The organism is Actinosynnema pretiosum (assembly GCF_024171695.1).
GTDB lineage: Bacteria > Actinomycetota > Actinomycetes > Mycobacteriales > Pseudonocardiaceae > Actinosynnema > Actinosynnema pretiosum.
This window is the reverse complement of sequence record NZ_JAMTCF010000017.1, coordinates 139154-160227: the sequence shown is the minus strand read 5'-3', so window position 1 is coordinate 160227 and position 21074 is coordinate 139154. Positions and strand designations below refer to the sequence as shown.

18 protein-coding genes are annotated in these 21074 nt (G+C 74.8%); 9 read left to right on the top strand and 9 right to left on the bottom strand.

Features of this window, described 5'->3' with window-relative positions:
• Window positions 1–135 precede the first annotated feature (135 nt).
• The 3 genes from LV78_RS30310 to LV78_RS30300 form a co-directional block, all read right to left on the bottom strand.
• Window positions 136–1359 (bottom strand): RNA polymerase sigma factor, encoded by a 1224-nt coding sequence (locus LV78_RS30310; RefSeq protein ID WP_253849371.1) that lies wholly within the window; start codon window positions 1357–1359, stop codon window positions 136–138.
• Between the two features lie 65 nt (window positions 1360–1424).
• Window positions 1425–1847, bottom strand: coding sequence for a YciI family protein (locus tag LV78_RS30305; protein WP_253849369.1), 423 nt, complete (start codon window positions 1845–1847; stop codon window positions 1425–1427).
• Window positions 1848–1986: 139 nt separating this feature from the next.
• Window positions 1987–2691: a helix-turn-helix domain-containing protein gene (locus tag LV78_RS30300; protein WP_253849367.1), complete on the bottom strand. Its 705-nt coding sequence runs from the start codon at window positions 2689–2691 to the stop codon at window positions 1987–1989.
• Window positions 2692–2744: 53 nt separating this feature from the next.
• Between LV78_RS30300 and LV78_RS30295 the strand changes: the two genes are divergently transcribed.
• Entirely contained in the window at window positions 2745–3497 is a 753-nt protein-coding gene (locus tag LV78_RS30295; RefSeq protein WP_253849365.1) for a Rossmann-fold NAD(P)-binding domain-containing protein, read from the top strand.
• On the opposite strand, the gene LV78_RS41820 is transcribed toward LV78_RS30295, so the two are convergent.
• Both LV78_RS41820 and LV78_RS30285 read right to left on the bottom strand, forming a co-directional pair.
• Window positions 3485–4762, bottom strand: coding sequence for an isocitrate lyase/PEP mutase family protein (locus LV78_RS41820; protein ID WP_308208775.1), 1278 nt, complete (start codon window positions 4760–4762; stop codon window positions 3485–3487). The genes LV78_RS30295 and LV78_RS41820 overlap by 13 nt on opposite strands.
• Before the next feature lie 50 nt (window positions 4763–4812).
• Complete coding sequence (locus LV78_RS30285; RefSeq protein WP_253849363.1) at window positions 4813–5775, bottom strand: NAD(P)-dependent alcohol dehydrogenase; 963 nt, start codon at window positions 5773–5775, stop codon at window positions 4813–4815.
• A gap of 102 nt (window positions 5776–5877) precedes the next feature.
• On the opposite strand from LV78_RS30285, the gene LV78_RS30280 reads away from it, so the two are divergent.
• A complete protein-coding gene (locus LV78_RS30280; RefSeq protein ID WP_253849361.1) occupies window positions 5878–6447 on the top strand; it encodes a TetR/AcrR family transcriptional regulator in 570 nt (189 codons plus the stop codon).
• A gap of 326 nt (window positions 6448–6773) precedes the next feature.
• Complete coding sequence (locus tag LV78_RS30275; RefSeq protein ID WP_253849359.1) at window positions 6774–7751, top strand: ArsR/SmtB family transcription factor; 978 nt, start codon at window positions 6774–6776, stop codon at window positions 7749–7751.
• 6 nt (window positions 7752–7757) lie between these two features.
• Here LV78_RS30275 and LV78_RS30270 read toward each other — a convergent pair whose 3' ends face one another.
• The 3 genes from LV78_RS30270 to LV78_RS30260 form a co-directional block, all read right to left on the bottom strand.
• Entirely contained in the window at window positions 7758–8477 is a 720-nt protein-coding gene (locus tag LV78_RS30270) for a PP2C family protein-serine/threonine phosphatase (protein ID WP_015804892.1), read from the bottom strand.
• Window positions 8478–8520: 43 nt separating this feature from the next.
• On the bottom strand, window positions 8521–9573 hold the full coding sequence (locus LV78_RS30265) for an ROK family transcriptional regulator (RefSeq protein ID WP_253849357.1): 1053 nt from the start codon (window positions 9571–9573) through the stop codon (window positions 8521–8523).
• A gap of 204 nt (window positions 9574–9777) precedes the next feature.
• The gene (locus LV78_RS30260) at window positions 9778–10920 is read right to left on the bottom strand and encodes a serine hydrolase domain-containing protein (RefSeq protein WP_253849355.1); all 1143 of its coding nucleotides are present in this window, start codon (window positions 10918–10920) and stop codon (window positions 9778–9780) included.
• 275 nt (window positions 10921–11195) lie between these two features.
• Between LV78_RS30260 and LV78_RS30255 the strand changes: the two genes are divergently transcribed.
• Window positions 11196–12806: a glycosyl hydrolase family 18 protein gene (locus LV78_RS30255; protein WP_253849353.1), complete on the top strand. Its 1611-nt coding sequence runs from the start codon at window positions 11196–11198 to the stop codon at window positions 12804–12806.
• A gap of 160 nt (window positions 12807–12966) precedes the next feature.
• Here LV78_RS30255 and recD2 read toward each other — a convergent pair whose 3' ends face one another.
• Window positions 12967–15144 carry an SF1B family DNA helicase RecD2 gene (gene recD2, locus LV78_RS30250; protein ID WP_253849351.1) on the bottom strand — a complete coding sequence of 726 codons (2178 nt, stop codon included), beginning with the start codon at window positions 15142–15144 and terminating at the stop codon, window positions 12967–12969.
• 154 nt (window positions 15145–15298) lie between these two features.
• Here recD2 and LV78_RS30245 point away from each other — a divergent pair, with 154 nt between their 5' ends.
• From LV78_RS30245 to LV78_RS30225, 5 genes are all read left to right on the top strand, one after another.
• A complete protein-coding gene (locus LV78_RS30245) occupies window positions 15299–15973 on the top strand; it encodes a response regulator transcription factor (RefSeq protein WP_253849348.1) in 675 nt (224 codons plus the stop codon).
• Window positions 15970–17001 carry a HAMP domain-containing sensor histidine kinase gene (locus tag LV78_RS30240; protein WP_253849346.1) on the top strand — a complete coding sequence of 344 codons (1032 nt, stop codon included), beginning with the start codon at window positions 15970–15972 and terminating at the stop codon, window positions 16999–17001. Before LV78_RS30245 ends, LV78_RS30240 begins: the two co-directional genes overlap by 4 nt.
• Window positions 17002–17062: 61 nt before the next feature.
• Window positions 17063–18787, top strand: a complete 1725-nt coding sequence (locus LV78_RS30235) for a DUF4153 domain-containing protein (RefSeq protein ID WP_253849344.1) — start codon at window positions 17063–17065, stop codon at window positions 18785–18787.
• Between the two features lie 143 nt (window positions 18788–18930).
• The gene (locus LV78_RS30230) at window positions 18931–20118 is read left to right on the top strand and encodes a mechanosensitive ion channel family protein (protein WP_253849341.1); all 1188 of its coding nucleotides are present in this window, start codon (window positions 18931–18933) and stop codon (window positions 20116–20118) included.
• On the top strand, window positions 20115–20681 hold the full coding sequence (locus tag LV78_RS30225) for a hypothetical protein (protein ID WP_253849339.1): 567 nt from the start codon (window positions 20115–20117) through the stop codon (window positions 20679–20681). The genes LV78_RS30230 and LV78_RS30225 overlap by 4 nt, the downstream gene beginning before the upstream one ends.
• Window positions 20682–21074: the final 393 nt, after the last annotated feature.

The window sequence follows — 21074 nt, the reverse complement described above, 5'->3', positions numbered from 1 at the left end:
GGCGCTCCGGCTGCGGCCCCTACCGCGCGCCAGGAGGGAGCGCCCCGCGTTGACCAGCGTTGATGGGGCTCACCTCCTCGGATCGGTCTGCGGCCAGCGTACCGGCAGCGGCGGTGGGGCGCGGGGGCGGCGGCCTCAGCCGCACTCCCGCGCCCGCGCCAGGAGCTGGGCGCGCTCAGGCTCGTTGCGGGTCAGCGCGGCGGCGCGCTCGAACTCGGCGCGGGCCTCCCCGGTCCGGCCGAGGCGGGCCAGCAGGTCGCCGCGCGCGCTGGGCAGCAGGTGGTACCCGGCCAGCGCCTTCTCCCCCAGCAGGTCGTCCACCAGCTCCAGCCCGAGCTCGGGGCCGAACGCCATCCCGCAGGCCACCGCGTGGTTGAGCGCGATCACCGGTGACGGGGTGCGCAGCGCGAGCAGCTCGTACAGGCCGACCACGCGCACCCAGTCGGTGTCCTCGGCGGTGGCGGCGCGGGCGTGGCAGGCGGCGATCGCGGCCTGCGCGGTGCGCGGGCCGCCGCCGAGGCGCTCGGCCCGCTCCAGCCCGGCCAGGCCCCTGGTGATCAGGAGCCGGTCCCAGCGGGAGCGGTCCTGGTCCATGAGGCGGATCGGGGCGCCGTCCGGGGTGGTGCGGGCGCGGATGCGGGACGCCTGGAGCTCCATCAGCGCCAGCAGGCCGTGCGCCTCCGGCTCGCGCGGCACGAGCGAGACCAGCACCCGGCCCAGGCGCAGCGCGTTCACGCACAGGTCGGGCCGCACCAGGTGCGCGCCGCCGGTGGCCGCGTAGCCCTCGTTGAAGATCAGGTAGAGGACGTCCAGGACCGAGCCGAGGCGTTCGGCGCGCTGCTCGTCCGGCGGCGGCTCGAACCGCACCCCGGCCTTGGCCAGCGCCTTCTTCGCCCGGACGATCCGCTGCGCCGCGGTCGGCTCCGGCACCAGGAACGCGCCGGCGATCTCCTCGGTGGTGAGCCCGCCCAGGACGCGCAGGGTCAGCGCGACGCGGGCGTCCGGGGACAGCACCGGGTGGCAGGCGGTGAAGACCAGGGTGAGCAGGTCGTCGTCCGGGTCGTGCTCGGGGGCGGGCTCGGTGAGGTCGCGGCCCAGCTCGGCGAGCTTGCGGTCGTGGTTGCCGCGCCTGCGGGCCAGGTCGACGGCCCGGTTGCGGGCGGTCGTGGTCAGCCAGGCGCCGGGGTTGTCCGGGATCCCGGTGACCGGCCACCGCTCCAGCGCGGCGACCAGGGCGTCCTGGGCGAGCTCCTCGGCGAGGCCGAGGTCCCTGGTGAAGGCCGCGAGCCCGGCGATGAGCCGGGAGGACTCGATCCGCCAGACGGCCTCGACGGCGCGGCGGGCGTCGGTGGCGTTCACCCGGCGAGGGTAACCGGCCGGGTGCGCGGCGGGCGGGCCCGGTCGGACCCGCCCGCGCGCCGCGCTCAGCCCTGGTTCTCGGTGCGGGCGCGCAGCTCCTTCTCCTTGGCCACGATCTCCTCGCCCGCGTAGGCGAAGTCGTCGTCGCTGAAGATCTGCCGGATCTCCAGCTCGGACTCGGCGCCGGTCACGTTCGGGACGCGCCTGACCCAGGCCACGACCTCGTCCCAGCTCGGGAGCTCCAGGATCCAGAAGCCGGCGAGCAGCTCCTTGGTCTCCGCGAACGGGCCGTCCACGACGGTGGTGCCCTCGCCGGAGAACTTCACCCGCACGGCGTTCGAGCTGGGGTGCAGGCCCTCGCCCGCGAGCAGGATGCCCGCCTTGACCAGCTCCTCGTTGAAGGCGCCCATCGCGGTCAGCTCCTCCGGGGTGGGCATGACGCCCGCTTCGCTGTCGGCGGTGGCCTTGACCAGGACCATGAAGCGCATCTGGGACTCCCCTGCGGTCTCGACCGGGTCCTTCCCGGTCTCTCACCAAGGCGACGATCGGGGCGGGGCCCGGATCGACACGTGCCGGGATTTTTTCGGAAGTTTTCTGGGCGCGCTCGTCGTGGCTGGTCAGCGGGGGTCAGCGGAGTTCGGTGGGCGGGCGGCAGGTGGTCGGTTCGGGGAACCTGGCCGCCGCGAAGGCGCTGGGCGGGATGCGGAAGACCGCGCGGAAGTCGGCGGCCAGGTGCGCCTGGTCGTGGTAGCCGAGGTCGGCGGCCCGCGCGGCCCAGGTGCGGTCGCCGCCCTGCTCCAGCGCCGCCCGGCGGACCCGGTCCAGCACCGCGTACCGCTTGGGCGGCAGGCCGGTCACGGCGGTGAACACGTCCCGCAGGCGCCGCTCCCCCAGGTGCAGCGCCTTCGCCGCGTCCGCGACGGTGCGGTGGCGCAGCTGGGTCGCCGCGGCGGTCACCAGCGCGGCGTGGCGGGGCTCGGCGCGGACCACCCCGCGCTCGCGGGCCAGCGCGGCGAACGCCTCGGGGTCGGCGGCGACGGCGTCCGCGGCGGCGTCGCCCCACAGCGCGCGCAGCGGGGTCGAGCCGTTCACCAGGCCGGCCGCCGGGAAGCCGAGGACGGCAGCCGCCGCCGGGGCCAGCCGCAGCACGTGCCGGACGGCGGAGCTGCCCGCGAAGTAGGTGGCGGTGGTGCGGGGGCCGAGCACGAACGGCTCGCGGGTGACCGTGCACAGCACCACGGTGACCGCCGGGTCCGGGAGGAACACCCCCGTGCCCGGCCGGAGGGTGAGCACGTCGTGCGAGTCGACCAGCGGGCGCATGTCCGTGGTCAACGGTGCCGTTTTCTCCAAGATTCCGCACCGGTCGCCCGGCCAGGCTGGACCGCATGATCCTGATCACCGGTGCCTCGGGCACCATCGGCGGCGAGGTGTCCCGGCTGCTGTCCGAGCGCGGCGTCGAGCACCGCGCGGCGTCCCGCACCTCGGCGTTCCCCATCGACTACGGCGACCCGGCGTCGCTGCGCGCGGCGGCCGAGGGGGTGGACGCGCTGCTGCTGGTGTCGCCGGGCGGGCCGGACGTGCCCGCGCACGACCGGGCGGTGCTGGCGGCGGCCCCGCACGTGCGGCGGGTGGTGAAGCTGTCCGCGATCGGGCGGGTGGGGGCGGCCCGGCCGCACCTGCCGACGGAGGCGCAGGTGCGGGAGCGGCCGGAGTGGGCGGTGCTCAAGCCGAGCGCGTTCGCGTCCAACGCCCTGCGCTGGGGCGGCGACCCGGTGCCGAATCCCATGGGGGACGGCGGGTCCGGGGTGGTCGACCCGCGCGACGTGGCGGAGGTGGCGGTGGCCGCGCTGCTCGGCGAGTGCTCGGGCGAGCTGGTGCTGACCGGGCCGGAGGTGCTGACCGTGCCGGAGCAGGTGGTGGTGCTCAACGAGATCACCGGCCGGAACTGGTCCACTGTGGACGTTCCGCTGGAACGGCTGGTCGCCGGGCTCCCCGAGGCGAACGCGCGGGTGCTCGCCGAGGGGGTCGAGCTGGTGCGCGGCGGCGGCAACGAGGTGGTGACCGGGACGGTCGCCGAGGTGCTGGGGCGTCCGGCCCGGTCGTTCGCCACCTGGGTGCGGGAGGTCTACCCGCGCTGAGCCAGCGCCTGCACCCGCTCGTAGGAGGGGGCGGGTGGGGTGGGCAGGCCGTCGCGGAACGCCTCGGCGGTCGCGACGGCCGCGCCCAGCGCCGCGCGGAACAGCAGCGACCCGGTGCTGACCCGCTTGACGCCGAGGTCGGTGAGGGTGCGCAGGTCCAGCTGCGCCAGCAGGTTCAGCGGGACGGGCAGGGCGGCGACGGCGCGCTCGATCCCGGCGGGGTCGGTCAGCCCCGGCAGGAACACGCCGTCCGCGCCCGCGTCGGCGTAGCGCAGGGCGCGGTCCAGGGCCGAGTCGCGGTCGATGCCGAGCCAGTGGCAGTCGACCCGCGCGTTGACGAACAGCGCGGGCGCGGCGGCCTTGGCGCGGCGGATCAGGTCGGCCTGCTCGGCGGGGTCGGCGAGGTGGTCGCCCCGGCCGTCCTCGACGTTGATGCCCGCCACGCCCGTGGCGTGCAGCTCGGCGGCGAGGTCGGCGGGGTCGGCGCCGAACCCGGCCTCCACGTCGACGGTGATCGGGACCGGCAGGTGGGTGATCCTCCTGGCCAGGTCGAGCGTCTGGGCCTTGGCGCGCCCCTCGGCGTCCGGGAGTCCGGCCGCCGCCGCGACGCCGAGGCTGGTGGTGCCGATCGCGGCGAACCCGGCCTCGGCGAGCGCGGCGGCGGAGGCGCAGTCCCAGGCGTTCGGCAGCAGCAGCGGGGTGTCGGCGTGGTGGAGGCGGTGGAACGCCCGCGCGCCCTCGGCCATGACCAGGGCGTGCGCCCGGCCGGGGCAGGCGTGGCGGCCCGCGCCGAACGGGGCGCCGTCCAGGGGGACCTCGATCACCTGGCCGTCCCGGACCCGCCTGGTCGCGGGCACCGGCGGGGTGGCGCCCGCGATCAGGGCGTCGGTGGAGGTGGTGGCCTGGACCAGCAGGCCGATCCTGGCCGCGGTGGGCTCGTCCCAGCGGTTGCCGAAGGCGGCCACCAGGCGGGCCACCGCGGCGTCGGCGGCCGGGGACGGGGGCAGGTGCGGGTGGTAGGCGGCGGCGGTGGCGCGCACGTCGCGGGTGATCGCGCGGGGTGCGCCGAGGGCTTCGGCGAGGGTGGCCACGTGGTCGCCGGGCCTGCGCAGGGACTCCGGCGGGATGGCGGCCAGGAGCTGCTCGGCGAGCGCCCTGCGGCGGGTGTGCGCCTCGCCTTCGCTGAAGCGGGCGACGGTGGCCCGCAGCCAGGCGACGCCCCTGGTCGCGGGCGGCACCGGGGGCACGGGGAGGTCCAGGTCCATGCGGCGACGGTAGGGGCGGGACGGTTCGGCGCGCGCCGAAGTGAGGCGGGTCAGGGCGCGGGCCGCACCTCGATCAGGTACTTGCCCCGGACGCCGCCCGCTTCGAGCGCGCGGTGCGCGTCGGCGACGTCGTCGAGCGCGAACACGGTGTCCACGTCCGGGCGCAGCGCACCGGACTCGGCGGCGGCGGTCAGCTCGGCGAGGCGCTCGGCGGACGGGTTGTTGCTGAACAGCTTCACCCGGTGCGGGGTGAGCGCGGCGCGCAGGGCGGTGGACGCCAGGGAGGGCAGCACCCGGTCGTGGTCGAAGGCGAGCGGGACGATGCGGCCGGTCCCGGTGAGGAGCCTGCGGTAGGCGGGCAGGTCGGAGCCGACCGCGTCGACCACGACGTCGAAGCGGCCCAGGTCCTCGGGGCGGGTGGCGCGGTGGTCGAGCGCCTCGTCGGCGCCCAGCTCGCCGGTGACCCAGTCGAGGTCGCGGGCGGAGGCGAGCGCGGTGACGTGCGCGCCGAGCGACTTGCCGAACCGCACCAGCGCGCTGCCGACCCCGCCCGCCGCCCCGCGCACGAGCAGCCGCTCGCCCGCGACCAGGTGGGCCTTGTGCCGCAGGGCGGTGATGGCGGTGGTGCCGGAGACCGGGAGGGCGGCGGCGGCGAGGAGGTCGAGGGTGCCGGGCGCGCGGGCGAGGCGCTCCTGGGGCACCACGAGCAGTTCGGCGACCGAGCCCGCGGTCATGTGCGGCACGAGGCCCCACACCGGGTCGCCGGTCCGCCACCCGCGCACGCCGTCGCCGAGCGCGGCGACGTGGCCGGTGAAGCCCGCGCCGACGCCCTTCGGGAAGGGGCCCCTGACGAACAGGCGCAGCTTGCCGGAGCGGAAGGACTGCTCGCCGCCCTCGACGCTCGCGGCGCGGACCCGGACGAGCACCTCGCCGGGGCCGGGGACGGGGTCGGGGACGTCCTCGACGCGCAGGACGTCGGGGGGACCGAAGCGGTGGTACCTGGCTGCGCGCACGGCGACTCCTGGTCGACTTAAGCGGGGTGGTACCCCACTTGCTGTCCGGTACCGTAGCGCAGAAGTGGGGAGGTCCTCCACTTGCCTGGTCGGGGGTGGTTCGTGGCCGAGGTCGGGGGGCGCAGGCTGCGGGCCGACGCCCAGCGGAACGTGGACCGGATCGTGGCCGCCGCGCAGGAGGTCTTCCGGCGGGACGGGGCGGGCGCGTCGCTGGAGGAGATCGCGCGGCGGGCCGGGGTCGGGTCGGCGACCCTGCACCGGCACTTCCCCGGCAGGCAGGTGCTCCTGGAGGCGGTGTTCAGCGACCGGATGGGGGCGCTGTGCGCGCGGGCCGACGAGCACGCGGCCGGGCTGGCGCCGGGGGACGCGCTGGTGGCGTGGCTGCGGGACTTCGTGGAGTACGCGTCGACCAGCCGGGGGCTGGTCGCGGCGCTGCTGCCCGAACCCGAGGACTGCGGGCGGCAGGACGGCTGCGGCGGGCGGATCACCTCGGCGCTGGAGGGGTTGCTGCGGCGGGCGCAGGAGGCCGGGGCGGTGCGGGACGGGGTGCGGGGGGACGACGTGCTGGCGATGGTGAACGGGATCTCGCTGGTGACCGAGCTGCGCGGGGACGACGGGCAGGCCGAGCGGCTGCTGGAGCTGGCGATCGACGGGATGCGCGGCGGGCGGTGAGGGTGGCGCGCGGGCGGTGACCGGTGGTTCGGGGCGGCCGGGGAAAGTGCGGGATGCGCCACACCTGGCGGACGCGGGCCGCGAAAGACTTGGTCAGCGGGCCGGGCTGACGGACGTGGGTCAGGTGGGCGGGCACCGGCCCCGGTCAGCGAGCCGGACGGGCGAGCGCGGGTCGGGTGGGCGGACGCGGGTCGGGCGGACGGACGCAGGTCGGGCGGACGCGCGGCGAGCGGTGACGGTGGCGGTGGGGCCGAGCGTTCGGGGCTGGGCCCGGTGATCGGGGCAGGGCGGTCGGAGCCGGTGCGGGTGGCGGGAGCGGGGGCGGGATGAGCGCGGATCGGGTCGCGGCGCTGGCCGGGTTGGTCGCCGATCGGAGTCGGGCCGCCATGTGCCTCGCGCTGCTCGACGGGCGGGCGTGGACGGCCGGGGAGTTGGCGCGCGCGGCGGGGATCTCGGCGTCCACCGCGAGCGAGCACCTGGCGCGGCTGGTGGCCGGTGGGTTGCTGGTCGAGCGGCGGCAGGGGCGGTGGCGGTACCTGCGGCTCGCCGACGCGTCCGTCGCCGGGTTGCTGGAGGTGCTGCTCGCGCACGCCGGACCGGCGCGGCCGACCGGCGGGTTGCGCGCCTCGGTCGCCTCGGCGGCGCTCGCCCGCGCCCGGACCTGCTACGACCACCTCGCGGGCGCGCTCGGCGTCGCCATCACCGACGCCATGATCACCTCTGGGCTGCTGGACACCGGCCCCGGCGACAGCGGTACCGGCGACACCGGCCCCGACCACGCCCCGGATCGAGTCGTCCCGGATCGGGTTCCCGCGAGCCGCGACACCGGGGCCGGGGTCGCTCCGCGCGGTGGTCACGGCGCCCGCGACCTGCCCCGCGCCTCGGCACACCCCGCCGACGCGCCGCAGCTCACCGCCCACGTCCCGGCGAGCGCCGGGGAGCGCGCCGCCCCGCCGATCGCCGCCCCCACCCCGCCGACGGGCGCGCTGGTCCTCACCGCCCGCGGCCGGGCCCTGCTCGCCGACCTGGGCGCCGTGCTGCCGCGCGACCGCCCCGCCGCCAAGGCCTGCCTGGACTGGACCGAGCGGCGCGACCACCTCGCCGGGGCGGCGGGCGCCTGGTTGTGCGCGCACGCGCGCGAGCGCGACTGGGTCCGCCCGGTCGGCAGCGGCCGGGCGCTCCAGGTCACCCGCACCGGTGAAAGTGCCCTGTTCGACCTGTTCGGGTTGGATCTCGGCGCCGCCGGGGCGCGTTCCGGCGCCCCGCGCGCTACCTCGGGGGCCGCCGGGCGGGGTCGCCGCTAGCGCGGGCTACGCGCCCTCGACGTCCACCACGATGCAGGTGATGTTGTCCGGCCCGCCCTCGCCGTTCGCGGCGGCGATCAGCGAGGCGATGACCGCGTCCCGGTCCTCGTCCGCCGTCAGCAGCCTGCCGATCTCCCCGGCGGCCACCACGTCGCTCAGGCCGTCCGAGCAGATCAGGTACCGGTCGCCGGGCTGGACCTCGTGGAAGAACAGGTCGGCGTCGTGCGCGCTCCCCGCCTGGAGCGCCCGCATCAGCATGGACCGGCCGGGGTGGGCGGCGGCCTGCTCGGCGGCCATCCGGCCGTCGTCGACCATCGCCTGCACCACGGTGTGGTCCCTGGTGATCTGGGTCAGCTCGCCGCCGCGCGAGAGGTAGGCGCGGGAGTCGCCGATGTGGCACACGGCGAAGCGCTTCTCCTCGCCGTCCCACAGCAGCGCGGTGAGGGTGGTCCCCATGCCGCGCATGTCGAAGTTCTCCTCGGCCAGGTCGGTCAGCCGCACCGCGATCTCGCGGGTGGCCGCCGCCAGCTCGGTCAGCGGGTCGTCGGCGTCGACGTCCACGTCGGCGAGCACCGCGACCGCGATCGAACTGGCCACCTCGCCGAAGGCGTGGCCGCCCATGCCGTCCGCGACGGCGAACAGGCGCTCGCCGCAGTGCACCGAGTCTTCGTTGGCCTCACGGCGCTGACCGGTGTCGGTGCCGACGGCGTAGCGGAGCGCATACATGCCGCACAGTGAATCACCCGCCGCCGCGCGGACGTGCGGCGAGTCAGCGCGGACGTCCGTAGAACTCGCTCAAGACCAGCATCGCGGCACCCGCAGCGACCAAGTCGTCACCCAACGGGGTCACTTCGACGTCGACTACCAGCCAATCGTGTTTCGGCAAGTGGTAACGGACACCCTCCGCATACGCTTCGGGGTGAGCCAGGACGGCGCGCCCGGCGAGCACCACGCGCTCCACGTCGAGCACCTGGACGAGCCCCGCGACCGCCACCCCGACCACCGTGGTGGCCGCGTCGAGGTCACCGCGCGTGGCCGCCGCGTTGTGCACCGCCTCGGCGCACCCGGCCCGCCCGCACACGCACGGCGGCCCGTCGAGCTGGACCGAGGTGTGCCCGAACTCGCCCGCGTTGGTCCGCGCGCCCCGGTGCACCCGGCCGTCGAGCAGCAGCCCCGCGCCGAGCCCGGTGCCGACCCACACCAGCACCGCGTCGCGCAGCTCCTCGCCGCGCCGCCAGGACTCGGCCACGATCGCCGCGTTGGTGTCCTTGTCCACCACGACCGGCAGGCCGAGGCGCTTCTCGGCCAGGTCGCGCAGCGGCACCTCGTTCCACCCGCTCAGGCCGTTCGGGTCGAGCACGGTGCCGGTGCGGTGGTCGAGCGGCCCGACGAACCCGATCCCCAGGCCCAGCAGGCGCTCCTCCACGTCGGGGGTGCGCAGCCGGTCGGCGAGCGCGGCCAGCTCGGTGACGAACGCGTCCGGCCCGAACCCGGCGGGCAGCGGGGCGACGGCGCGGCCGACCACGTCCCCGGCGAGGTCGGTGAGCACGACCCGCAGCTCGTCCCGCTCGACCTGGGCGCCGAGGGCGAGCCTGCGGTCGGCGGCGAGCGCCAGCAGGGTGCGGGGCTTGCCGACGCCGACGTTGCGGGTGCCGGACTCCAGGAGCAGGCCGTCGTCGATGAGCCGGTTGACGATCTTGGAGACGGCCTGGGGGGTGAGCCCGCTGCGCTCGGCCAGCTCGACCCTGGTCACCGCGCCGGACCTGGCCAGTCCGAGCACGACCGCGTCGTTGTAGCCGCGCAGGAAGCGCAAGTTCGGCACGTGGTCATTCTGGCACGCGCGGTAGTTGCGCCATGCTGTTGCTTTAGGGTTGAGGGATTGCTCCGGACGGGGATTCGGCATCCCGCACGGGCCCCGCGCGCCGGATCGGGCGGCGGTTCGCGCGGACCGCCGCCCGATCGGCTCCCCCGCCGGGCCGCCGGGGTGGACGGCGGTCGTCCCGGTGGCGCGGCGGGGGTGGCGCGCTCAGCAGAACAGCTCGGTGAACAGCGCGTGCAGCGCCTCGTTCGGCTGCCCCTGGAGGTCAGGACCGGTGGTGACGGACAGCTCCAGCCGCTGGCGGGTGTCGTCGGTGCTGATCATCAGCGAGCTGTAGCCGGGGATGCCGCCGCTGTGGCCGCTGGCGACCTTCCCGCAGGGCACGTCCATCCGCTCGATGCCCAGGCCGTAGTTGGGGCTCAGCTCGGTGGTCCTGAGCATCTCGGCCTGCTGCGCGGGCTTGAGCAGCCTGCCGTCGAGCAGGGCGTCGACGAACCGGTCGGTGTCCGCCGTCGTCGAGATGATCTCCCCGGCCGCGTGCGCCATGGAGGGGTTGAGCCGGGTGGCGTCGGCGAACTCCTCGGGCGTGTACCGCTGGTACCCGTGGGCGTGCGGGCCGGGGATGTCGACCCTGGTGCCGGGCACGCTGGTGTCGCGCAGGCCGAGCGGCTTGAGGACGCGGCGCTCGACGGCCTCGCCGTACGGCCTCCCGGTGGTCCTGGCGATCAGCTCGCCGAGCACGACGTAGTTGGTGTTGGAGTAGCTCCACCGGCTGCCGGGCTCGAAGTCGAGCGGCTTCGCGGTGGACAGCGCGACCAGCTCGGCGGGCTGCCAGGTGCGCCAGCGCAGCCGCTCGAAGTCGGCGATGTCGGCGAACAGGTCGTTCGTGTAGTCGTAGAGCCCGCTGGTGTGCTGGAGCAGCATCCGGACGGTGATCCGGTCGCCGTCGGGCAGCAGACCGGGCAGGTGGCGGGAGATCGGCTCGTCAAGGCCGATCCTGCCCTCCCCGACGAGCTGGAGCACCACGACCGACACGAACGTCTTGGTGATGCTGCCGACCCGGTACCGGCCGTTCAGCGGAACGGGCCTGGCCGAGCCGCGCTCGGCGGTGCCCGCGCGGGCGGTGAGCTGCTGCCGCCCGTCGGTGAGCCGCACCTGGACGCCCTGCGCGCCCAGCGCGACCATGTCGTCCAGGGCCTTCTGCACCACGGCCCGGTCGATGCGGCCCCCCGCCGCGGTCTCCCCCACCGCGGTCCCCTCCGGCGACGGCGCGGCCGTCGCCGTCCCCGCGATCCCCACCAGTGCCAGCGAAGCCGCCGCGACGAGCGCGGTCCCCCTCTTGAGCCTCAACGCGTCCTCCGGTTCGTCGGGTCCGTGCCCCCATGCTGCGGAGCTGCCCACGATCCTGCTGGCACGGGCGGCCCCGCGTCGTCTCCCCGAGGGATGACCCCGGCCTCCTCCGGAGGTCGTAGCCGACCCCGAGGCGGTTTCAGGGGTTCCCACGGTGCGCCCTCCCGGAGTACCACTAGTCCTTTGGAGTGATGAAGTGGTCTAGACCTTGACCACCAAGTGGTCTGAACCACATGTTTGCCTCACCCTGCACCGAGTTTCCCTGCGAGGAGCACATGTCGAAGACCAGATGGCATCTCACGGCCTTGTTCACGGCCGTCGCCGCCCTGGGTGTCGGCCTCCTGGTCGTCCCCTCGGCCAGTGGCGCGGGCGGCGTCTCCGCCACCTTCACCAAGGGCAGTGACTGGGGCACCGGCTACGAGGGCAAGTACACGATCAAGAACGGGAGCAGCAGCGCGCTGAGCTCCTGGACGGTCGAGTTCGACCTGCCCGCCAACCACCGCGTCACCTCGCTGTGGGACGGCAGCCACACCACCAGCGGTCAGCGCACCACCGTCAAGGGCACCTGGAACGGGGCGCTCCCGGCGGGCGGCACGGCCAGCTTCGGCTTCAACGTCTCGTACACCGGCACCTACACCGGTCCCACGAACTGCAAGCTGAACGGCGCGTCCTGCGACGCGGGCGGGACCGTCCCGACCACCACCACGACCACGTCGACGACGACCACCACCGGTGGCCCGACGACGACCACGTCGAACCCGCCCCAGCCCGGCGGCGCGAAGAACCTGGGCTACTTCACGGACTGGGGCATCTACGCCCGCAAGTACTACGTGAAGAACATCGTGACCAGCGGCTCGGCCGCGAAGCTGACGCACATCAACTACGCGTTCGGCAACGTGACCAACGGCCAGTGCGTCATGGGCGACGGCGACGCCGCCACCGAGAAGGCCTTCACCGCGGCGGAGAGCGTCGACGGCGTGGCCGACACCTGGGACGGCTCGCTGCGCGGCAACTTCAACCAGCTGCGCAAGCTGAAGAAGGCCTACCCGCACATCAAGGTGCTGTGGTCGTTCGGCGGCTGGACCTGGTCCGGCGGCTTCGGCCAGGCCGCGCAGAACCCGGCGGCCTTCGCCGAGTCCTGCTACAACCTGGTCGAGAACTCCAAGTGGGCCGACGTCTTCGACGGCATCGACATCGACTGGGAGTACCCGAACGCCTGCGGTCTCTCCTGCGACAGCAGCGGTTTCGCCGCGTTCAAGAACCTGTCCCAGGCGCTGCGCAACCGGTTCGGCTCGAACAACCTGGTGACGGCGGCCATCACGGCCGACGGCACGAACGGCGGCAAGATCGACGCGGCGGACTACGCGGGCGCGGCGCAGTACCTCGACTGGTACAACGTCATGACCTACGACTACTTCGGCGCGTTCGCCCCGACCGGCCCCACGGCCCCGCACTCGCCGCTCAACGGCTACGCGGGCATCCCGACGGCGGACTTCCACTCCGACGCCGCGATCAAGAAGCTGAAGGCGAAGGGCGTCCCGGCGTCGAAGCTGCTGCTGGGCATCGGGTTCTACGGCCGCGGCTGGGCGGGCGTCACGCAGGCCGCTCCTGGCGGCAGCGCGTCCGGTCCGGCTCCCGGCACCTACGAGCAGGGCATCGAGGACTACAAGGTCCTGAAGACCAGGTGCCCGGCCACGGGGACCGTGGGCGGCACCGCCTACGCGTACTGCGGCAACCAGTGGTGGAGCTACGACACCCCGGCCACCATCGGCGGGAAGATGAGCTACGCCAAGGGCCAGGGCCTGGGCGGCGCGTTCTTCTGGGCGCTGGACGGCGACACCACCAACGGCGAGCTGATCACCGCGATCAGCAACGGCCTGAAGTAGTCACGACCGCTTGACCGAGCGGCCCCCACCGGACTCCCGTGCCGGTGGGGGCCGCTCCGCGTCGCGGGGGTTCCGGTTCCGGCGGTCGCGGTCCTGGTGGTCGCGGTCCTGGTGGTCGCAGCGGTTCCGGCGGCGCGGTCCTGGCGGTCGCGGTGGGTGATCAGAGCGCGCCGGTGAGCCGGTGGTCGAGCGCGGTGTGCCTGCGCCCCGCGCCCACCGTGCGCACCGCCTGCCCGATCGCCTTGCGCGACCCGACCAGCACGACGATCTTCTTCGCGCGGGTCACCGCCGTGTACAGCAGGTTCCGCTGGAGCATCATCCAGGCACTCGTGGTGATTGGGACGACCACGCACGGGTACTCACTGCCCTGTGAACGGTGAATCGTCATGGCGTAGGCGTGGGTCAACTCGTCCAGCTCGCCGAACTCATAATCCACGTCCTCGTCCTCATCGGTCCGGACCGTCACCCTCTGCTCCACCGAGTCGATCCCGGTGACCACCCCGAGCGTGCCGTTGAAGACCCCGTTCGCGCCCTTGTCGTAGTTGTTGCGGATCTGGGTGACCTTGTCCCCGACCCGGAACACCCGCCCGCCGAACCTGCGCTCCGGCAGGCCATCGCGCGCGGGGGTCAGCGCCTCCTGCAGCACGGCGTTGAGCCCGCCCGCGCCCGCCGCGCCCCGGTGCATCGGCGCGAGGACCTGCACGTCCTTGCGCGGGTCGAGGCCGAACTTGCGCGGGATGCGGCGCGCGACCACGTCCACGGTCATCTCGGCCGCCTCCTCGGCGTCCTCGACCGGGAACAGGAAGAAGTCCGCGAGCCCCTGCACCACCGGGAGCTCGCCCGCGTTGATCCGGTGCGCGTTGGTGACCACGCCGGACTGCTGGGCCTGGCGGAAGACGTGCGTGAGGCGCACGTTCGGCACCGGGCTGCCGGTGGCCAGCACGTCCCGCAGCACCTCGCCCGCGCCCACCGAGGGCAGCTGGTCCACGTCGCCGACCAGCAGCAGGTGCGCGCCGGGAGGGACGGCCTTGACGAGCTTGTTGGCGAGCAGCAGGTCCAGCATGGACGCCTCGTCCACGACCACGAGGTCGGCGTCGAGGGGCCGGTCGCGGTCGTAGGCGGCGTCACCGCCGGGCTTGAGCTCCAGCAGGCGGTGCACGGTGGACGCCTGGTGCCCGGTCAGCTCGGCCAGCCGCTTCGCGGCGCGTCCCGTCGGGGCGGCCAGGACGACCTTCGCGCCCTTGGCCAGGGCGAGCCGCACGATCGAGCGCACGGTGAAGCTCTTGCCGCAGCCGGGTCCGCCGGTGAGGACGGCGACCTTGGTGGTGAGGGCCAGGCGCACGGCGGCCTCCTGCTTGCCCTCCAGCTCGGCGCCGAGCCAGCGGAACGCCTTGTGCCAGTCGACGGAGGCGAACGCGGGGAGGCGGTCGTCGTCGGTGGTGAGGAGTCGGCGCAGCTGGGTCGCCAGTGAGATCTCGGCGCGGTGGAAGGGGATGAGGTAGATGCCCGCTTCGCCGTCCGGCTGGATCTCGCGGACCACCCCCTCCTCGTCGACGAGCTCGGCGAGGCAGTCGATGACCAGGCCCGCGTCGACCTGGAGGATGCGGATGGCGTCGCCGATGAGCTCGTTCTCGGGCAGGAAGCAGTTGCCGTCGCCGGTGGCCTCGGAGAGCGTGAACTGGAGACCGGCCTTGATGCGCTGGGGGCTGTCGTGCGGGATGCCGACGGCCTTGGCGATGACGTCGGCGGTGCGGAAGCCGATGCCCCACACGTCGGTGGCGAGCCGGTAGGGCTCCTGGCGGACGACGTCGATGGAGCGGTCGGTGTACTGCTTGTAGATGCGCACCGCGAGGGACGTGGAGACCCCGACCCCTTGCAGGAAGACCATGACCTCCTTGATGGCCTTCTGCTCCTCCCACGCGGCGGCGATCATCCTGGTCCGCTTGGGCCCGAGCTTGGGCACCTCGATCAGGCGCTCGGGGTGCTGCTCGATGACGTCGAGCGCGTCGACCCCGAAGTGCGTGACGATCCGGTCGGCGAGCACGGGGCCGATGCCCTTGATCAGGCCGGAGCCGAGGTAGCGGCGGATGCCCTGGATCGTGGCGGGGAGGACGGTGGTGTAGTCGTCGACGTGGAACTGCTTGCCGTACTGGGGGTGCGATCCCCAGCGCCCGCGCATCCGGATGGACTCGCCGGGCTGCGCGCCGAGGAGGGCCCCGACGACGGTGACCAGATCGGCGCCACGCCCGGTGTCGACGCGGGCGACGGTGTACCCGGTCTCCTCGTTGGCGAAGGTGATCCGCTCCAGGACGGCTTCCAGCACAGCACCCTCGGCCACGGGGGCAGCGTAGCCCGGTCGGGGGTGGGTGGGGTGGGGATCGGACGAGAGCGGCGGTGCCACGCACGTCCACGCAGGCACGTGACCGCCCCCTCCACAGAACCTTCACAACTCCCCCCACCCCCCTCCACACCCCGCCCCTAAAGTCGCCCTCATGACGCGCAGGGTGCTGGTGGTCGAGGACGACCCGACCATCGCCGACTCGGTCGCCGCCCGGCTCCGGGCCGAGGGGTTCGAGGTTCTCGTCGCGCACGACGGGCCCTCCGGGGTGGAGCGGGCGCTGGCCGAGGGGCCCGACCTGGTCGTGCTCGACGTCATGCTTCCCGGCTTCGACGGGCTTGAGGTGTGCCGTCGGGTTCAGGCCCACCGGGCCGTGCCGGTGCTCATGCTGACCGCTCGCGGTGAGGAGACGGATCTGCTCGTCGGGCTCGCCGTCGGGGCCGACGACTACCTCACCAAGCCCTTCTCGCTGCGCGAGCTCGCCGCCCGCGTGCACGCCCTGCTCCGGCGGGTCGACCGGGAGCGGGAGTCCCGGAGCAACCGGATCGTGCTCGGGGACGTCGAGGTCGACCTCGGGGAGCGGCGGGTGGTCAGAGGTGGTGTCGAGGTGCACCTGACGCCCACCGAGTTCCAGCTGCTCGTGCACCTCGCCGAGCGGCCCCGCGCGGTGCAGTCCCGTGAGCGGTTGCTGAGCGAGGTGTGGGACTGGCCCGAGGGGACCAGCACGCGGACGGTCGACAGCCACGTCAAGGCGTTGCGCCGCAAGCTCGGCGGCGGGCTCATCCGCACCGTGCACAGCGTCGGCTACGCGCTGGAGGTACCTCGGTGATCAGCCGTGAACGGGCTCGGGCGCTGCTGGACCGGGTTCCCCGGCCGCTGGACCCGGTGCGGTCGATCAAGTTGAAGATCGCCGCCGTGGTGCTGGTGTCGTGGGCCGCCGCGTTCGCGTTCTTCCGCATCCGCATCGGCTGGCTCGCGCCGACCACGGTGTTCGGGGCGCTGGGCATCGCGCTGGTCATCTCGCAGCTCGTCGGCCACGGCATGACCCGCCCGCTGCGCGAGATGACCTGGGCCGTCGGCGCGATGCGGCGCGGCGACTACAGCCGCCGGGTCCGGGCGACCGGGCGGGACGAGGTGGGGCAGCTCGCGGTCGCCTTCAACGAGATGGCGGCGGACATCGCGGACGCCGACCAGCGCCGCCGCGAGCTCATCGCGAACGTCTCCCACGAGCTGCGCACCCCCATCACGGCGCTCCAGGCCGTGCTGGAGAACGTGGTGGACGGGGTCGAGCAGGCCGACGCCACCACCATGCGCACCGCGCTGGCCCAGACCGAGCGGCTGGGCAGGCTGGTCGCGGAGCTGCTCGACCTGTCCCGCATCGACGCGGGCGCGCACCGGCTCGACCTGTCCGAGGTGGACGTCCCGGAACTGCTCGGCTCCGCCGTCGCCGAGGCCTCGGTGGCCGCCCCGTCGACCCGGTTCACCGTCGACGCGCCACCGGGCTCGGTGGTCACCGCCGACCGCGCCCGGTTGCACCAGGTCGTGCAGAACCTGCTGGACAACGCCACCCGGCACGCCCCGCCCGGCGGCGAGGTGCGGATCACCGCCCGCTCGGTCGGCGAGGTGTTCGCGCTCGTGGTCCAGGACGACGGGCCCGGCATCGCCGAGGCGGACCGCGAGCGGGTGTTCGAGCGGTTCACCAGGGGTGAGCGGGCCAGCGGCGGCGGGACCGGGCTGGGGCTCGACATCGCGCGGTGGGTGGTCGACCTGCACGGCGGCTCGATCCGGGTGGTCGACGCGCCCGGCTGCCGCATCGAGGTGACCCTGCCCCGGACCGGGCGACCGCCGACCGGCTGAGCGGACCACCGCGCACCCGCACCACCACACACACCACACCTGCACGGAGGGGGACTCGACCATGCCCAAAAAACCCGAGGACGAGCCGGAGGACGGCGACCGGACCGAGCCGGGGAACGGCGACCGGATCGGATCGGGGAACGGCGACCGGATCGGGTCGGTGACGGTCAGCGGACCTGAGCCGAGCGCGGACGAGGCACCTGAGCCCGGAGGGGAAAGGGGTGCTGAGCCCGGACGTGAGAGGGGTGCTGAGCCCGAGAGCGAGGAGGGAGCTGAGCCCGAGAGCGAGGGGAGACCTGAGCCGGAGGGCGGAGCTGAACCGGGGAACGAGGGGAAACCTGAGCCGGAGAGCGGGAGCGGACCTGCGGACGGCGGCTCACCCGAGGACCCCGCCCCGGCGGCGGAACCCGGTCGCGCCGCCACCACCCCCGCGACCCCCTCCCCCGCCACCCCGCCGGACGAGTCCCGCCGGAGCCGGGCCGTCCTCGCCGCGCTGGTCGCGGGCGTGGTCGCGGCGGTCGTGGTCCCGTACGAGAGCCACGGCGTCGGCTGGCCGGTCGCCGCCTTCGCCGTGCTCGCCCTGGTCGGCCGGGTCCGCCCCGGTTGGGCGGCGCTGTCGGTGCTGCTCGCGTCGGTGGCCGCGTTCCGCGCGTCCGACTGGCTGTTCGCCCTGTGCCTGGTCACCGGCCTGGTCACCGCCTCGATCGCGGTCACCGGCGGTCGCACGGCCAGGGGGTTGCTGTGGGCCTCGGTCGCGGTGCCCGCCACCGCGCCGACCGCGCTGTCCTGGGGCGCGCGCGGCGTCTCGGCGCGCGCGACGGGCGGCTGGCTGCGGCCGGTGGCGCTGACCTGCGCGGTGCTGCTGGTGTTCCTCCCGCTGCTGGTGAGCGCGGACGAGGCGTTCGCCGACCTGGTGCTGGGCGCGGTGCTCCGGTCCGACACCCCGATCGGGGTCACCGCGGTCCTGGGCGCGGCGGCGGGCGCGGGCGTGCTGGCCGCGCACCGGCTGCGCGCGGTCCCGAACACCTTCGACGCGCCACTCGCACCGGCGCCCGCCGTGGCGCGGCGGGACTGGGCGCTGCCGGTGGGCGCGCTGGTGGCGCTGTTCGCCGCGTTCGTGGCGGTGCAGCTGCGCACCCTGTTCGGCGGCGACCGGCACGTGCAGGTCACCGCCGACCTGACGTACGCCGACTACGCGCGCGGCGGTTTCGGCCAGCTGCTGGTGGTCACCCTGCTCACGCTGGGCGTGCTCGGCGCGGTGTCCAGGTTCGCCGCGCGCGCCACCGCGCGGGACCGGCTGTGGCTGCGCGCCCTGCCGGGGGCGCTGTGCGCGCTGACCCTGGTCATCGTCGCCTCGGCCGTGCACCGCATGTGGCTCTACCAGCAGGCCTACGGGTTCACCGAGCAGCGCGTGCTGGCGCTGGCCGCCGAGCTGTGGCTGGGCCTGGTGTGCCTGGCGGTGCTGGCCGCCGGGGTGCGGCTGTCGGCGGCCTGGCTGCCGAGGGCGGTGGTGGCGACGGCGGCGGGCGCGGTGCTGGCGCTGGCGGTCGCCGACCCGGAACTGCTGATCGCGGAGGCGAACGTGGCGCGCTACGAGGCCACCGGGCGGATCGACCGCTCCTACCTGGCGACGCTGTCCGTGGACGCCGCCCCGGCGCTGGCGCGGCTGCCCGAGGAGCTGCGGGTCTGCCACTGGTCGGGCCGGAAGCAGCACTGGAACGAGTGGAACCTGGCCTGGGCCCGGTGGGCCGACGAGCCGTGGGGCGCCGACCGCTGCCGGTGGTGACCGCTGCCGGTGGCGGCCGGGCGGATTGTCACCCGTGGGCGGTTCAGGGCAAGCGGAAGTGGCGAACGCCGCACTCGGGTCTTGACCGGCGGGCTCGCGGGTACGCCCCACGGGAACGTACCCGCGAAGAGGAGGTGCCACGCGTGCCCGCCCCCGTCGTCACGATCGTCACGTTCGCCGGATCGGTGCTGGTCGCACTGGTCGCCGTGGCGCTGGTCCACCGGACGGTCGCCAGGATCGGCCGGAAGTCGGAGCTGTTCGCCAACCTGGCCCGGCACCTGCACCGGCCCGCCCAGGTGGTGGCCGCGCTGGTGGCCCTGCAGCTCTCGCTCGGCGTCACGGCCAGCGGCGAGTGGCGGCCCACCGCGCTGCACGCGGTCGGGATCGCGCTGATCCTGAGCGGCGCGTGGCTGCTGGCCGCGCTGCTGGTGGTGCTGGAGAACGCGACGCTGTCCCGCGTGCGCATCGACGTGGACGACAACCGGCACGCCCGCCGGGTGCACACCCAGGTGCGGCTGATGCGCCGGGTCACGGTCGGCGTGGTGTCGGTGGTGGCGGTCGCGGCGGTGCTGATGACCTTCCCCGGCGCGCGGGCGGCGGGCGCGTCGCTGCTGGCGTCGGCCGGTGTGATCGGCGCGATCGCGGCGCTGGCCGCGCAGTCGTTGCTGGGCAACGTGTTCGCCGGGATGCAGATCGCGTTCAGCGACGCGCTGCGGCTGGACGACGTGCTGATCGTGGAGGAGCAGTGGGGCCGGGTCGAGGAGATCACCCTGACCTACGTGGTGGTGCACCTGTGGGACGACCGGCGGCTGATCCTGCCGACCTCGCACTTCCTGAAGACCCCGTTCGAGAACTGGACGCGCACCCAGTCGGCGCTGCTCGGCACGGTCGAGCTGGAGGTCGACTGGACCGTGCCGGTGGAGGAGATGCGGCAGGAGCTGCGGCACGCGCTGGAGGGCACCGACCTGTGGGACGGGCGGGTGTCGGTGCTCCAGGTGACGGACGCGCTGCGGTCGTTCGTGAAGCTGCGGGCGCTGGTGTCCGCCAAGGACGCCCCGAGCCTGTGGGACCTGCGGTGCGTGGTGCGCGAGCACCTGGTGACCTGGCTGCGGGCGAACCACCCCGGCGCGCTGCCGCAGGTGCGGGTGCGGGACATGCCGAAGACGGCGCCGCGACGGCCGGAGGCGGCCGAGCCGCACGGGGACAACCACGGGGACAACCGGGTGTTCGGGGAGAGCGCGGACGGCGAGGAGCGGGTGCAGGCGTTCAGCGGGCCGACGAGCACGCAGGAGATGCAACCGGTGCGGGTCGGGGTTCCGTCCTCGCCGTGACGGCCGGGGCCGGGGCCGAGGGCTCCGGGTGCGCGGGCGTGGAAGCGGGGTGCGAGGTGCGGGGGTGCGGGGTGCGGCGGTGGAGCGGCTCGGGGTTCGGGGTGCTGGCGCTGGGCGCGGTGGCGGCGGCGGTCGTGGGCTGCTCGGGCGGTGGCGCCGCGAGCGCGCCGCCGTCGCCGCCCTCGGAGCGGGGCACGGTGAGCACGTCCGGGACGTTGTCCCCGCAGCGGTCGACCGTTCCGGCGGCCGGTACGACGAGCGCGGAGGCGCCGGTGCCTGGAGAGACGTCGAAGCTGAGCGAGCAGGGCAGGGCGGCGCTGCGGGAGGCGCGGCGCGCGGGCGCGAGCGAGGTCGAGCTGCTGGTGGCGGCCGAGCGCGGGCGCGAGGCCGAGGTGGTCGCGGCGGCGCGGGCGGCGGGCGCGCGGGTGCTGGCCGAGGACGCGGCGGTCGGGTACGCGCGGCTGGCCGTGCCGGTCGAGCGGGCCGAGGCGTTCGCCGCGCTGGCGGGCGTCCGGCGGGTCGACGTGGACCAGCCGGTGGAGCACCGGCTGCCGGAACCGTGATGGTCCGGACCGCCGAGCGCGGGCGCGTCCGGATGCCGGGAGATAGCCGGTGGCGGACCGGTGGTGGAAATGCGCGGGCAATGCGGGTGACCCGGCGGCGTCATGAATGCGTCGTGGCTCACCCCTCGAAGCGCGGGACGCGCGCAATCCGGCAAAGGCGGGGTCAATGCCCGGCGGATCGCGTTCGACCCGCCGGGCCCGCCATTGTCCGGGCCGTCGGCCGAGCGGTGGGGGGACGCCGTCCGGCCGACGGCGGTCGACCTCGGCGGGAGCGCGCGACACCCCCGCGCGGATCCGCGGGCCAGGGGGGAGTGCCCTGCGGAACGGGGGTGCGCGGCGCAACGTCCACCGCGCCGACCAGTAGGCCCAACGAACGGGACCGCCCGACGATGC